This is a genomic window from Gemmatimonadota bacterium, from assembly GCA_009838845.1.
GTDB lineage: Bacteria > Latescibacterota > UBA2968 > UBA2968 > UBA2968 > VXRD01.
On sequence record VXRD01000120.1, the window covers coordinates 60,759 to 74,399 of the forward strand.

General features: G+C 53.5%; 10 protein-coding genes. 6 read left to right on the forward strand and 4 right to left on the reverse strand.

The genetic code is table 11. From position 1 onward, the window contains the following. Positions 1 to 19: 19 nt before the first annotated feature. Positions 20 to 2,080 (reverse strand): VWA domain-containing protein, encoded by a 2,061-nt coding sequence (locus F4Y39_16100; protein ID MYC15246.1) that lies wholly within the window; start codon positions 2,078 to 2,080, stop codon positions 20 to 22. 69 nt (positions 2,081 to 2,149) lie between these two features. Then, the gene (locus F4Y39_16105; protein ID MYC15247.1) at positions 2,150 to 2,611 is read right to left on the reverse strand and encodes a PTS sugar transporter subunit IIA; all 462 of its coding nucleotides are present in this window, start codon (positions 2,609 to 2,611) and stop codon (positions 2,150 to 2,152) included. A gap of 247 nt (positions 2,612 to 2,858) precedes the next feature. Between F4Y39_16105 and F4Y39_16110 the strand changes: the two genes are divergently transcribed. After that, positions 2,859 to 5,165 carry a GWxTD domain-containing protein gene (locus tag F4Y39_16110; GenBank protein ID MYC15248.1) on the forward strand — a complete coding sequence of 769 codons (2,307 nt, stop codon included), beginning with the start codon at positions 2,859 to 2,861 and terminating at the stop codon, positions 5,163 to 5,165. A 3-nt stretch (positions 5,166 to 5,168) separates the two neighbouring features. On the opposite strand, the gene F4Y39_16115 is transcribed toward F4Y39_16110, so the two are convergent. Next, on the reverse strand, positions 5,169 to 5,699 hold the full coding sequence (locus tag F4Y39_16115) for an RDD family protein (protein ID MYC15249.1): 531 nt from the start codon (positions 5,697 to 5,699) through the stop codon (positions 5,169 to 5,171). Between the two features lie 17 nt (positions 5,700 to 5,716). Between F4Y39_16115 and hflX the strand changes: the two genes are divergently transcribed. Then, positions 5,717 to 7,039 carry a GTPase HflX gene (gene hflX / locus F4Y39_16120; protein MYC15250.1) on the forward strand — a complete coding sequence of 441 codons (1,323 nt, stop codon included), beginning with the start codon at positions 5,717 to 5,719 and terminating at the stop codon, positions 7,037 to 7,039. Here hflX and F4Y39_16125 read toward each other — a convergent pair. Further along, positions 7,036 to 7,815 carry an SDR family oxidoreductase gene (locus tag F4Y39_16125; GenBank protein ID MYC15251.1) on the reverse strand — a complete coding sequence of 260 codons (780 nt, stop codon included), beginning with the start codon at positions 7,813 to 7,815 and terminating at the stop codon, positions 7,036 to 7,038. The two genes, hflX and F4Y39_16125, sit on opposite strands and share 4 nt — an antisense overlap. 125 nt (positions 7,816 to 7,940) lie before the next feature. Between F4Y39_16125 and F4Y39_16130 the strand changes: the two genes are divergently transcribed. The 4 genes from F4Y39_16130 to F4Y39_16145 all read left to right on the forward strand — a co-directional run bounded on the left by F4Y39_16130 (position 7,941) and on the right by F4Y39_16145 (position 13,636). Continuing rightward, a complete protein-coding gene (locus F4Y39_16130; protein ID MYC15252.1) occupies positions 7,941 to 8,969 on the forward strand; it encodes a hypothetical protein in 1,029 nt (342 codons plus the stop codon). Positions 8,970 to 8,981: 12 nt separating this feature from the next. Beyond that, entirely contained in the window at positions 8,982 to 9,374 is a 393-nt protein-coding gene (locus F4Y39_16135) for a c-type cytochrome (GenBank protein MYC15253.1), read from the forward strand. Between the two features lie 265 nt (positions 9,375 to 9,639). Beyond that, on the forward strand, positions 9,640 to 12,345 hold the full coding sequence (gene aceE / locus F4Y39_16140) for a pyruvate dehydrogenase (acetyl-transferring), homodimeric type (protein MYC15254.1): 2,706 nt from the start codon (positions 9,640 to 9,642) through the stop codon (positions 12,343 to 12,345). A 25-nt stretch (positions 12,346 to 12,370) separates the two neighbouring features. After that, positions 12,371 to 13,636, forward strand: a complete 1,266-nt coding sequence (locus F4Y39_16145; GenBank protein ID MYC15255.1) for a branched-chain alpha-keto acid dehydrogenase subunit E2 — start codon at positions 12,371 to 12,373, stop codon at positions 13,634 to 13,636. Positions 13,637 to 13,641 lie beyond the last annotated feature (5 nt).

The window sequence follows — 13,641 nt, forward strand, 5'->3', positions numbered from 1 at the left end:
CGCGCACCAATTACAAAAGTCAAGGTCGCGTCCCGCGGCTCGTGCGCGCAGACTGTGCAATGAGCATCTCTGCACCCATCGCCATCAAAGCTGCCAACAGCACCCATCGCCAGAGTTCCTGACCGTGCCTCTGAGAAAGGACGGCCTCCTTCAAATCGGCCTTGTCATCTACAACGCGCAAGCGATCTTTACCAAAAAGTGCCTCGAGTCGCGCCATCGGAACCGGAGTCAAATCGGGTTCGCGCTCATCAACCTGAACAGCAAAGCGATCAGAAACGCGCTCGCGCGCAAAAATCTCCCACAGCCCTGGCTCATTCACCACGCCAACCGGCCACACCGATTGCAAGCCGCGTTGTTGAGGCCAAATTGTTCTGGGTTCTCCACCTGGCGCTTGCAAAACAGCTTCAGAAGCATTTTCCCGTCGGATATCTCTGTACACGACCTGACCGACGCGATAGTCAGAACGACCAAATGCCCCGGCCGCCAGATATCCGCTCAGGCGATGCACAAATGGAACAAAAAAGCCGGAAAGCGGCGCGTCATTCCATCCCAAATTCGCGCTCACCGAAGACGCAAACAGCACGACGCGCCCATTGCCCTTGCGAGACTCGAGAAGCGCGGGTGCCCCCGAGGCAAAGGACAACACAGGGCGTGCATCTTGCGCGGGCAAAACCCGATAAGAAACAAAAAAACGCGGGCTTTGAAACGCCCCCTTGAGTTCCAGGCCCGATAGCATGGGATGATCGGGCAAAACCGTCTGCAAAGCCTGATAAGCACCCGACAACGCGCCCCGCGTACCGAGTAATTTGGCCGGAAAAAGCGCGGGCAACACATGCTCATTATAATATCGGACATCTATTTGATCCCCCAAAAAAATAGCCAGACCAACCCCGCGTGATATCCGATTTTGCAAAGCGGCAATCGCACCTGTAGAAAGCCGCGCGACATTGCACAAAAAAACCACATCGACACCTTCCAGCACCTGATCTGATACGCGTTCGGGTTTAACATGCACCACTTCGCTTGAGGCAACGGACAAAGCCTCTGCGAGATAATAAGACTCGCGGGACACCTGACCCACCAGCAAAATGCGAACGCGCTCTGGAACGCGCAACACCGTCACGCGCTCGTTGTCTGCCTCGAGAGCGTCTGCCCCGATTTCCACACGCAGGGCAACATCCCCTCCTGTTTTGGGCACAAACGACGTATGCAATTTGCGACGCCCGCCCGCAGGTACATGGGCAATATCCTGACCAATGCGCCGATCAGCCAAAAATATCTGCACAGGCACATCGCCTCGATTTGCCACACCATAATTGATCAATTCGATCGCCAGCGTGGTTGAACGCCCGACCTCTGGAGAAGTGGTATTGATCTGTCCGATGCCAATATTGGCAACTTGCGAAGGCCGCTCGGAAATGATGTACACCGATACATCGTCCAAATTAGACAGTGTATCGGGCAAATTCGCCCATCCATTATATGCGCGATCCGTTACAAAATACAACTCGCGATTGGGCATCTGTGACCCGGACAAATGCGACAAAGCCAATTGCAATCCCGCCTCAAAATCTGTACTGCCAAATCCGGGTTGCAGCGTATCCATAAACAACCGCAACCGCTCTGGCGAAGTCACATCGACCTCCTCGACACCCTTATCGATCAGTGCCAGACGCACATCGTCGCGCTCATCAAACAGAGCCAACAGAGCCTGCGCCTTGCGAAGTGCGCGCTCAAACAAAGTACCTTCTGCTGTGCGGTATTGCATACTCAACGAACGATCGAGCAAAATAACCGCCGACGTACCCGCATCGCCCACCTGCCCACTGCCCCCACTCAAAGTCGGACGCGCGAAAGCCAGCACGAGCAAAACAATGAGCAGGGTTCGCAAAATGAGCAACGCGAGATGCTTGAATTTTAGCCGTCGCATGCGGTCGTGCTGGAGTTTTTGCAAAAGTGCCACATTTGAAAACGACACCGTTACTGCACGGCGCCGATTCAGTAAATGAATCACAAGCGGCAACAACGCCGCCCACAAACCGTGCAACAACATCGGATTTGTAAATGAAAGACCGAACATGAGAAAAGCTCAAACAAAAAAACCTGCTTCATAGAAAAGCAGGCATCGGGTCGATTCTTATGATATTTATTAGTTTTTCTTATCTTCCGCTTCAATAATCGCCAGAGCCTCCTCGCGATTTCTAATGCCAATCAGACGCTGTCTAAAATCCTCTCCCTTGAGCACTCTTGATATCCGCGCTAAGGCTTTAATATGCGGTCCCGAGACATTTAGGGGCGAGACCAGAAGAAAAAAAATGTAGGTCTTTTTGCCATCTAAAGCATTAAAATTGATACCATCCGACTTGATGCCCAGCACACCGCCCAGCGTCGTGGCATATTCCGATTTCCCATGGGGAATGGCAATACCGTGTCCAATACCCGTACTCATAATATCTTCGCGCTCTAAAACCGCCTGGAGCACCTTATCGCGGTCAGTAATTTTATCGCCTACTTCGAGTTCATTAACAAGCTCTTCGAGAATTTCCCGCTTGTTTTGCCCCTTAAGCCCGATAATGACCGATTTGCCCGACAGAATCTCCATCAACGTCATAAATGCCCTTTCATTCGAGTGAGAGCATAGACATCCCTGCCTGCGCGCCTATCCGCACACATCGCTTTCAGACGGAAAATAAAACGCCCCTTCAACTAAGTCAAGAAAATTAGATATATTTATACCTGTGCAGCTTCATAAGTCACAAAAGTCATTGAGAAATTCAGCAAAAGTTTTTAATGTTTAAAAGAAACCAAAAACCCAAACAAGCGTGTAAAAACTGCCTCGACACTTACAAGGATTATCCATGTTCAAAGTCCTCTACTCGACCATTTATCTACTCATCATCAGTTTTGCAAGCACGGGATTCGCGCAAAACCGCGACCTCCACGACGTCATCAACCGGTTGAAAGCAGATCTGGCTACCGCGTCTGATTCGTCGGCGAACTACGCGCGCCTGGGCCTGCTCTATTTGCGCCTTGAAGAAGCCGACAGCGCCGAAGCAGCCTTTCAAAATGCACTCGCCTTGCGCCCCAATCTCGCCATTGCCCACACGGGCCTGGGTCGCGTGTACCAAAATCTACGAAACAAACCCAACCGCGCGCTGTCGCACTATGAAAAAGCGGTCGCCATCGACACCACAGACGCCGACGCCCACGACCGCCTCATCAAAACCCTGCTCGCCCTTGAAGACATGGGAAGCCGCGCGCGAAAAGCGGCCTCCCAAACTATTGCGCGATTTCCCGACCTGCCTTCGCCCTATCTCTTGCTCGCGCGCGCACACCGCGAAGAAGGAAGCGCGCATCAAGTCGCGCTTTACTACTACAAAAAATACCTCGAACGCAACCCCGAAGACCACGAAACCGCATACCAATTTGCCTACGCGCTATACGAAGCCAAAGAATACCGCGACCTCGAAGACATCACATCGCGCATGCGAGGAGACCCCCGCGCACTGCCATTGCTCGCCCAGGCCCTCATACAAAGACGCGACCACGAAGGCGCATTGGCGGCATTTCAACGTTATATTGAGACCCTGCCGGAAGAAGAACAGCCCCTCTTTGACGACATCTCTTATATCGGCTCAAGAGCCGAAGCGCGCGCTTACCGCCTCGCGTCGGCCTCGGACGACAAAACACAACGCGAGCGTTTTCTCACACGCTTCTGGTTGCAAAAAGATCCCTTTAAAACCTCGGGAGGCGCACTGCGCCGAGCCGAACACTACCGCAGGGTATGGCATGCGCGAACCCATTTTGGCAGAAAGTGGCCGTGGGATCGCCGGGGAGAAATCTACATTCGATATGGAGAACCCGATTACATCTCCACCTCTCGCAAACTCAACGCCATCGTACCACTCGACGTACAGCGCCTTCAAGAACAAAGAGCGTATGCGATTTACGGCGATGCGGGCATTGAGGCAAACTTCGTCGGTCCCGTCTATCCGATTCGCACCATGGAAGAAGGCGGCCTGGGTCGCGTGGGCAATATGGGCTTTACCGACTACCGCCCCGTCACAACGACCAGCGGCTGGACCTCTGTACCCTGGGAAGTCTGGATATACAAAAACCTCGGACAGGGCGCAGAATTTACATTTACCGATGAATTTCTGGGCGGAAACTTCGATTTTGCCCCCGTCCCATCGCTGACCGAAGAAGACCTCGCCAATGCCGAATCCTCCGGGCGGTCGTACATGAGCGTTATTCAGCGCCTCAACGAATTTAACTCCGCCACCCTCGCCCAATCGCTCGCGGCAATAGAACCCGAATTGTACAGCATAGAAGCGCTCGACCCCCTCGACTTTTACTTCGACGCCCTCACCTTTCGGGGACCGGAAAACAAAACCGAATTGCAGGTCATATTTGGCCTGCCTTTAGACAACGTAGCCCTGCCCACAGATCCGGACACCACTGTAGTCGTCGAACGTCGCACCGCACTTATCTACCCCCGCGCCCTCGATTTTCAGAACACCAAAAGCGCATTGGCCATCGACATCACCGATGATATTCGTGACCGGGGTTTACAAGCCCTCAGCAGCGTGCGCCACATCGCCGAACCCGGCGTATATGAACTGGCCGTCGAAGCATGGCGTCAAAACACCAACCGCATTGGTGCCTATCGCCAGGGCGATCTTCGCTTGCCCGCCTATCACGACAAAAGCCATCTGATGATGAGCGACATCCAGGTCGCCTCCCGCATCATCGAAGCGGACCGCGCACCCGACACATCCTTTGTGCGCGGCGATCTCTACATTCAGCCGCAACCCTCGGCAGCCTTTGTCCCCGGCATGTCCATGTACGTTTACTTTGAAATCTACAACCTCAAACGCGACGAATTTGGACAGACGCGCTACACCATCTCCTACGAAGTACAAAAACGCCAGGAAACCGGTTTCGCACTCGTCTCCCTCCTCGCCAAATTGGGCAAAAAAAATACCGAGGCCGTTGGCCTCAGCTTTGATCAAGTCGGTACAAACCCCGACGAAAACACCTATCTCGAAATGCCCCTCACCAATCTCGCACCCGGACGCTACACCCTCAAACTCACAATTATAGACAAAAACGCCGACCAGATCACAAAAAAAGATGCTGTCTTTTTTATTCCTGGCACCCGATAATCATCACCCCGTTCTAATCACATACGTCTCTGCCACGCGGTCGTGAATCCCCTGCCCATCGGGATGGCGCCGCGCCATGTGAATCAACACCACCCAGACCACCGTACCGATCACCATTGCGGTTGAAGAAACCGCAGCCGATTGTCCATCAACTTCAACGGTATCCATCACTTCTCCATCCGTGGGACGCTGGTACAACTCCTCTGGCGTCAACAGAGCCATCACAATAAACAGCACAAAAACCGGTGCCCACTTCACCACTGCACGCTGAAACGTCTGTCCATAACTCAACCCACCACCCTGTGCATCAATCACGCGCAACCCCAACAACATCTTGCCCGGCGTCTGGCCCATAACCCCCACAAATATCGCGGAATATATCACAATAAAAACAAAATCCACCATCCACACACCCGCAGGCGACAGCAGCATATTGCGCAGAACCACCGTCAGCACCAGGTGTAAAATCAAAAAATCCAGCACCGTTGCCAACAGACGCCGTCCTATCCCGGCGATTTCGCTTTGCATCAACATATCTTCACCTTATTATTATGAATATAACTAAAAACTCAGGGGATAACATGGACCATATCTTTGACGCACAGGGCATACGACGTGCCGTTCTCGTTGGGATGGCACAACGCGGTATCTCCACGCGCAGCGCCAGAGAATCTCTCGAAGAACTCGCCCACCTGGCCACCACTGCCACCTTTGAGGTAATTGATCGCACATTGCAAAATCGCGACAAACCCGATCCAGCCACCTATATAGGTTCGGGCAAAATCGACGAACTTCGAGAAATGGCCCAAAAGAGAAATATCGACGCGATCATCTTTGACAATGACCTTTCGCCCTCGCAAATGCGCAACCTCGAAATCGATATTGGGGTACGCATCCTCGACCGCAGCCTGCTCATTCTCGATATTTTTGCTTTACACGCACGCACACGCACCGCGCAAATTCAAGTGCAAATGGCCCACCTGCGTTATTTGCGCCCCCGCATTCGCCAGTTTAATCCCCACGCAGAACGTCGCGCAGGCCTCGGATCGGGTGAAACGCACACCGAAACCACCCGCAGGTGGATCGAACAACGCGGAAAGTCCCTCTACGACAGCCTCAAACGAGTGAGACGTCAAATGGACACAAGCCGCAAAGGGCGCAGCCATAGTTTTAACGTCGTGCTCGTTGGCTATACTAACGCGGGCAAATCCACGCTTATGCGCGGGATTTCGGGTGAAAATGTTCTGGTCGAAAATCAGCTTTTTGCCACTTTGACCAACACCACGCGCAGCGTCGATGTCCAAAGCCATCGCCCCATCTTGCTCACCGACACCGTCGGCTTTATCAACCGCTTACCGCACCACCTCTTTGCCTGCTTTCGCGCCACATTACAAGAAGCCGTACAGGCAGACCTGCTCCTTCACGTTGTCGATGCCAGCCATTCGCAATACAAAATGCAAATGATCACAGTCCGCGAAGTCCTCACAAAACTCAAAATTGATGACAAACCCGTCCTGACTGTCTATAACAAAATGGACCTCGCGGATTCTGAACGACAAAAAGAAATTGACAAACGCTGCGCAAAAAATCCCAATGCGCTTGCAATTTCTGCGCTCGACGTCGCCAATCTCGACGCGGTAAAAAATCGGATATGCGATTTTCTGGCTGCCGATGCGGTCACCCTAAAACTTCATGTGCCACAAAGTGAAGGCAAACTCCTCTCACAACTTTACACCCACAGCGAAATACTGACCCTGGATTATGAGGGCAACGACGTACACCTGCGCATTCGCCTCAATTCCAACCATGCCGAGCGTCTGCAACTGGACCGCTTCCTGTCCGCGAGCCACATACAGGCAGATGCCCCAGCTTAATCACTCCTCGCAATCAACGCTCTCGTCGTCGCAACGACAAGCCGTCTGGGCAATAAGCGCACAGTAAAAGCCAGTATCTTACTCATCAACCCGTGAATAGCGACCCGCTTTCCCTTTTGCATAGCTCTATACCCGTATTTTGCCACATCGGCCCCCGTGGGCAATCCGCGCATATCGAACAAACGCGAACCCGTTGCACCTGCGGCGCGTTGAAAACCCGTCTCCGTTGCCCCTGGACACAGCGCAGTCACGCTCACACCCGTACCCTTTAACTCATTGGCAATCGCATCTGAAAGCGACAACACATACGCCTTAGTCGCAAAATACACAGCCATCCTCGGACCGGGCTGAAACGCCGCAGTCGAAGCCACATTCAAAATTCTTCCCCGACCTCTATCAATCAAATCCGGCAAAAACAACTTGGTCAAATGCGTCAAAGCGACAATATTCACCTGCAACATATCCGCTTCGGCCGTCCAATCTGTCTCCGCGTAAAAACCATAAACCCCAAATCCGGCATTATTCACCAGATAATCCACGTCCCATCCCATTTCCCTGACCCTATCATAAACCTTCTCAGCCTCGCCCGGCACGGACAAATCGGCCACAATCACCTCGGCTCTCACACCATACTTCTCCCGCACTTCTTCTGCCAGATCGTGCAACTTATCCTCGGACCGCGCCGACAAAATCACATCAATCCCATCAGCCGCAAACACCCGCGCCAATTCCAAACCAATACCACTCGACGCGCCCGTAATCAGTGCTATTGCCATAAGACCCGCCTCCTTTTACCTCAATATGCAAAAAAAATCGCGCAATTGCGAACCTAATTATCTGCTTTACAGGTGCCCCAATTATAACTATTCTTGTTTTCCATCCCACAATCATTGAGGCAACCATGAAACTATTGCAATTCGCACAACCCGAGCGAGGATCTCGCCTGGGGCTTGTCAAAGGCGACGAGATCTTTGACCTCACGGCCTGTGCCCCCTACCCGGCCTCGCTTCACGACCTCTATTATCGCCACGGGGGCAACAAAAACAGTATTGAAACCACAGTAGAGTCAATCAATATCCGCAATGCGCCGCGCCTCTCACTCCGCGACCTCCTGGACAACACGGACGACCCCGATCAACCCCACCTCATCAGCCCGGTAACCGCACCGGCAGATGCACCGCATAAATTGCGGATCTGGCTGGCGGGAGTCACCCACGAAGACAGCGCCAAATTGCGCGAAATCGAAGCCAAACAGGCCACGGGTGACGCCGTCAACGTCTATGATCAAAAATATCGGGAATGTGCACAGGGCGGCACGCCCGAACTCTTTGCCAAAAACGACACCGCTGCCCTCGTCGGACACGGCGGATGTATATCGCACCCGCACAACACCCAGCGCCTCGTACCCGAAACAGAACTCGTAACCATCTATGGCCTCAATGACACAGGCCAAATTGAGCGTTTGGGCTACACTGGCGGCAATGATTACACCGACAACGGCATCGAAGCCGAAAACCCACTCAACTTACCCCAGGCCAAAAACTGGTCCCACGGCTGCGCCAGCCTCGGTCCCCTGATGGTCACCAACTCGGCTTATGACAACAGCAGCGTAGCCGTCTCTTGTGAAGTGATACGCAACAACACGCGCATAGCCTACAAAGAAGGGCATACCGGGCAAAACCATCTCAACATGCCCGACGGACTCTTTCACCTCGAACGATCGCTCTTTTCCCGCCTACCTCTTGAACCCGACACCCTGCAAATCCTCTACTGGGGCACACCCATTGTCTTTTCCGACGACGACCTCGAAAGCGGCTTGCGCGAAGGCGACCGCGTGTGCATGACCTTTGAAGGCATTGGACCTCTCGAAAATCCCATCGTCGCTTTTCCGCAAACAAATCAACTGCAATGGCTGGATAATCACAGATGAAAAGGAGGCACCATGAACCGCTCGCTACTCATCGCACTCATTCTCACAATCAGTTCCCTCATCTCTCTGATCGTCACCGCATCTTTCGCCCAAATTCCCGACACCTACACCAACTTAAAAGTCCTGCCCAAAGACATCAAAAAAGCGCAACTCATGCAGTACATGAAAGATTTTAGCAAAGCCTTGGGCGTGCGCTGTCACGCTTGCCACAAAGGGGAAGAAGGCCAATCCCTATCCACTTACGACTTTGCCTCAGACGAAAACCCCCGCAAAGACATTGCGCGCCTCATGATCACCATGACACAAAAAATCAACGGCGAAATCCTCAAAGACTTCAAAGAAGGACAATTCACCCAGATCACCTGCCAGACCTGCCATCGGGGACAACAAGTACCGGACGCCTGACATCTCCTCTCCCCCCGGAAGATGCGAGATGCCCTGTTTTTTCGCCATAATTTACCAACCGGTCAACTAATCATATTATTTTACTAATTAACAACACCTTACATAAATACATTTCCTTAAAATTTGCCATTCTCTCGCAAAAAAATACGCTCTACATTTGACAAAATTCATTATCCCTCGTAAATTTCACACACAGAAGAGACATTTGGATAAGCGCGTATATTTCAAATACCCGTCATTGCACCACAGAACAAAGGGGTTTACCATGGCCGATTCTGTCGCACCAGGTACATTTCGCGATACCGATCCCATCGAAACCGAAGAATGGATCGAATCACTGGCTTATGTTCTGCAAAACGGAGGTCACGACCGCGTGCGCTATTTGCTCGACCGCCTCGAACAAGAAGCACAAAAAAGTCTGGGCGTTGACATTCCCTTCGCATCCCATACGCCTTATATCAACACCATCTCCCGCGACAAACAACTGCCCTATCCGGGCGACCGCGAAATCGAGCGCCGCATAAAAAGTCTCGTGCGCTGGAATGCCATGGCCATGGTCACCCGTGCCAACAAAGAAGCCGACGGCATTGGCGGTCACATCTCCACCTTTGCATCGGCTGCCACGCTATACGAAGTGGGCCAAAATCACTTCTTCAAAGCGCCCGATGGCGATTTCTCCGGAGATCAGGTCTTCTTCCAGGGCCATGCCTCGCCCGGCATGTATGCCCGCGCCTTCCTCGAAGGTCGGCTGAGCACCGAACACCTCGAAAACTTCCGCCGCGAACTCCGCAATCCCGGCGGCCTATCTTCCTATCCCCACCCCTATCTCATGCCCGACTTCTGGCAATTCCCCACGGTATCCATGGGACTTGGTCCCCTCGTGGGCATCTTCCAGGCTCGCTTCAACCGATACCTCGAAGACCGCGGCCTCAAATCGACCCGCGATTCCAAAGTCTGGGTCTTCGTCGGCGACGGCGAAACAGACGAACCCGAAACCCTCGGCGCCATCAGCCTGGCAACCCGCGAACAACTCGACAACCTCATCTTTGTGATCAATTGCAACCTGCAACGCCTCGACGGTCCCGTGCGCGGCAATAGCAAGATCATCCAGGAACTCGAACAAGTCTTTCGCGGCGCCGGCTGGAATGTCATCAAAATTATATGGGGAGACGATTGGGACGCACTACTCGAAAAAGACACCCAGGGTCTGCTTCAGGAACGCATGGAAGAAGTCGTCGATGGCCAATACCAGAAATACACCGTCGAATCCGGCGAATACATCCGCCACGACTTTTTTGGCACCCATCCCGACCTCCTCAAAATGGTCGAACACCTCTCGGACGAACAACTCCAAAAATTGCGTCGCGGGGGTCACGATCCTGAAAAAGTGTACGCCGCCTTCAAAGCCGCCGTGGAACACAAGGGCGCACCAACTGTTATCCTGGCCAAAACCATCAAAGGCTATGGCCTGGGCGAAGCTGGCGAAGGCCGCAACATGACCCACCAGCAAAAAAAGCTCGAAGAAGACGAAATGCGAGAATTTAAGCGGCGCTTTGACATACCCATCTCTGACAGCGAAGTGGGCAAAGCACCCTTTTATCGTCCCCCCGACGACAGTCCTGAAATGCAGTACTTGCAACAACGCCGAAACGAACTCGGCGGATATTTGCCCGCTCGAAGCGTTCGAGCCAAACCCATTCAGGCACCCTCGCGCGAGGTATTTGACGAAGCCTTCAAAGGTACAGGCGACCGCCAGGCCTCTACGACCATGGCTTTTGCGCGTCTGTTTGCCAAACTCGCTCGCGATAAAGACATCGGCAAACTGCTCGTTCCCATCATCCCGGACGAAGCCCGCACCTTTGGTATGGATTCCCTATTTCGGCAACTCGGCATCTACTCACACATGGGGCAGATATACGAACCCGTTGACGCGGGCAACATCAGCTACTATAGGGAAGCACAAGACGGCCAAATACTCGAAGAAGGCATCAACGAAGCCGGTGCCATGTCCTCATTCATCTGCGCTGGCACAGCTTATGCCACACACGGCGTCAACACCATCCCATTCTACATCTACTATTCCATGTTCGGATTTCAGCGCGTGGGCGACCTCATGTGGCTGGCCGGCGATATCCGCTGCAAGGGCTTTCTCTTAGGCGGAACAGCTGGACGCACCACGCTCAACGGCGAAGGTCTCCAGCACGAAGACGGGCACAGCCACATTCTCGCCTCATCTGTTCCCAACTGTATTGCCTACGACCCGGCCTATGCTTACGAGATTGCCATCATCATCCAGGACGGCATTCGACGCATGTACCAGGAACAGGAAGATGTTTATTACTACATGACCCTGGGCAATGAAAACTACGAACACCCCCCCATGCCCAAAGGCGTTGAAGAAGGCATCGTCAAAGGCATTTATCCGCTCAAGACGCACGAAACACAACAGGGCCAGCATAAAGTTCAGCTCTTTGGCAGTGCATCCATCCTTCGCGAAACCCTGCGCGCGCAAGAAATCCTCGCCGCCGAATACAATATTTCTGCCGACGTGTGGAGCGTCACCTCATACAAAGAACTGCGGCGAGACGCGCTTGAGACCGAGCGGTGGAACATGCTGCATCCAACGCGGCGAAAGAAAAAGCCGTATATCGTCAAAGTACTCGAAAAAACCGATGGCCCAATCGTCGCTGCCTCCGATTACATGAAAGCCCTACCCGAAATGATCCGCCCCTGGGTACCCGAAGACATGATGGTCCTCGGCACAGATGGATTTGGGCGCAGCGACACGCGCCAGGCTCTGCGCCGGCATTTTGAAGTTGACGCCGAGTGCATCGCTGTGGGCGCGCTTTACGCCCTGGCAAAACAGGGGAAAATCAAACGCGAACAGGTCGCTACAGCCATCGACGAACTCGGCATTGACCCCGAGAAAGTCGATCCCGTATCAGCAGGCCCCGTCACGACGTACTATTAACTCAATCCGCGATTAAGGAGGTCTCGTGGCAACCGAATTTAAACTTCCCGATCTCGGCGAAGGTGTAGAAGCCGGCGATGTAGTCAGCGTACTCGTTGCCGAAGGCGACACTATTGAAATTGATCAGAGCGTAGTCGAGCTCGAAACCGACAAAGCCCTCGTTGAAGTACCCAGCAGTGTTGCTGGCACCATCACAAAAATACACATTAGTGCCGGAGACCGCGTACCCGTGGGCAGCTTATTGATCTCCGTTGAAGAAGGCGAACAACAAGTCACAGCGGACCCTGAGCCGGAAGCCGAAGCACCAGCTCCTGCACCAGAAGAAAAGCCCGAACCCACCGCCAGAGCACCCGAACCAACACCTCCCTCACCCAGACCACCAGCACCCACATCAAACGGCGATCCCATTCCCGCAGCGCCATCCACGCGGCGGCTCGCGCGAGAACTCGGCGTAGATCTCACCCAGGTCGCTGGCTCTGGCCCCGGTGGACGCATCTCACAAGACGATGTCAAAGCCGCTGTACGCGATCAGCAAACAGGTGGTATTGCGCCAACAGCACCCGTCGAATTGCCCGACTTCTCGAGATGGGGCAACATCGAGCGCCAACCCCTCAGCAAAGTTCGGCAGATTATAGCAAAAAATATGAGCCAGGCCTGGCAACAGGTGGCTCATGTCACGCAATTTGATCGCGCAGACGTCACAGATCTCGAGGCATTTCGGCAGCGCAACAAAGAAAGAACCGAAGCACTGGGTGCCAAACTGACGCCAACGGTCCTCGCGCTAAAAGCAATCATCACCGCGCTCAAGACCTTTCCGCAATTCAACGCCAGCCTCGATGCGGGGACCAATGAGATTATTCTCAAACACTACTACAACCTCGGCATCGCAGTTGACACCGAGCGCGGCTTACTCGTTCCCGTCATCAAAGACGTCGATCGCAAAGACATCCTGGAATTGGCTCTCGAACTCGGCGACATCAGCCAGCGCGCGCGCACCAGCAAAATTGGCCTCGACGAACTACAAGGCGGCACATTCACCGTCACCAACCTGGGCAGCCTGGGCGTGGGCGAATTTACCCCCATCGTCAACCATCCCGAAGTTGCAATATTAGGACTCGGACGCGCCAGAGAAGAAGCCACCGTGCGCGAAGGGCGCATCGAACCCCGTCTCATCATGCCTTTGGCACTCTCTTATGATCACCGCGTTATTGACGGCGCCGACGGCGCGCGATTCATGCGAAAAATCGTCGATGCACTCGAAAACCCGGAACTCATGCTCATGGGCGGATAAACTGG

What these genes read in the sequence shown, in the direction of transcription:
- F4Y39_16135 (MYC15253.1), top strand. Translation starts at nt 8,982, where the DNA reads ATGAACCGCTCGCTACTCATCGCACTCATTCTCACAATCAGTTCCCTC.
- F4Y39_16115 (MYC15249.1), bottom strand. Translation starts at nt 5,699, where the DNA reads ATGTTGATGCAAAGCGAAATCGCCGGGATAGGACGGCGTCTGTTGGCA.
- hflX (MYC15250.1), top strand. Translation starts at nt 5,717, where the DNA reads ATGAATATAACTAAAAACTCAGGGGATAACATGGACCATATCTTTGAC.
- F4Y39_16100 (MYC15246.1), bottom strand. Translation starts at nt 2,080, where the DNA reads ATGTTCGGTCTTTCATTTACAAATCCGATGTTGTTGCACGGTTTGTGG.
- aceE (MYC15254.1), top strand. Translation starts at nt 9,640, where the DNA reads ATGGCCGATTCTGTCGCACCAGGTACATTTCGCGATACCGATCCCATC.
- F4Y39_16125 (MYC15251.1), bottom strand. Translation starts at nt 7,815, where the DNA reads ATGGCAATAGCACTGATTACGGGCGCGTCGAGTGGTATTGGTTTGGAA.
- F4Y39_16130 (MYC15252.1), top strand. Translation starts at nt 7,941, where the DNA reads ATGAAACTATTGCAATTCGCACAACCCGAGCGAGGATCTCGCCTGGGG.
- F4Y39_16105 (MYC15247.1), bottom strand. Translation starts at nt 2,611, where the DNA reads ATGACGTTGATGGAGATTCTGTCGGGCAAATCGGTCATTATCGGGCTT.
- F4Y39_16110 (MYC15248.1), top strand. Translation starts at nt 2,859, where the DNA reads ATGTTCAAAGTCCTCTACTCGACCATTTATCTACTCATCATCAGTTTT.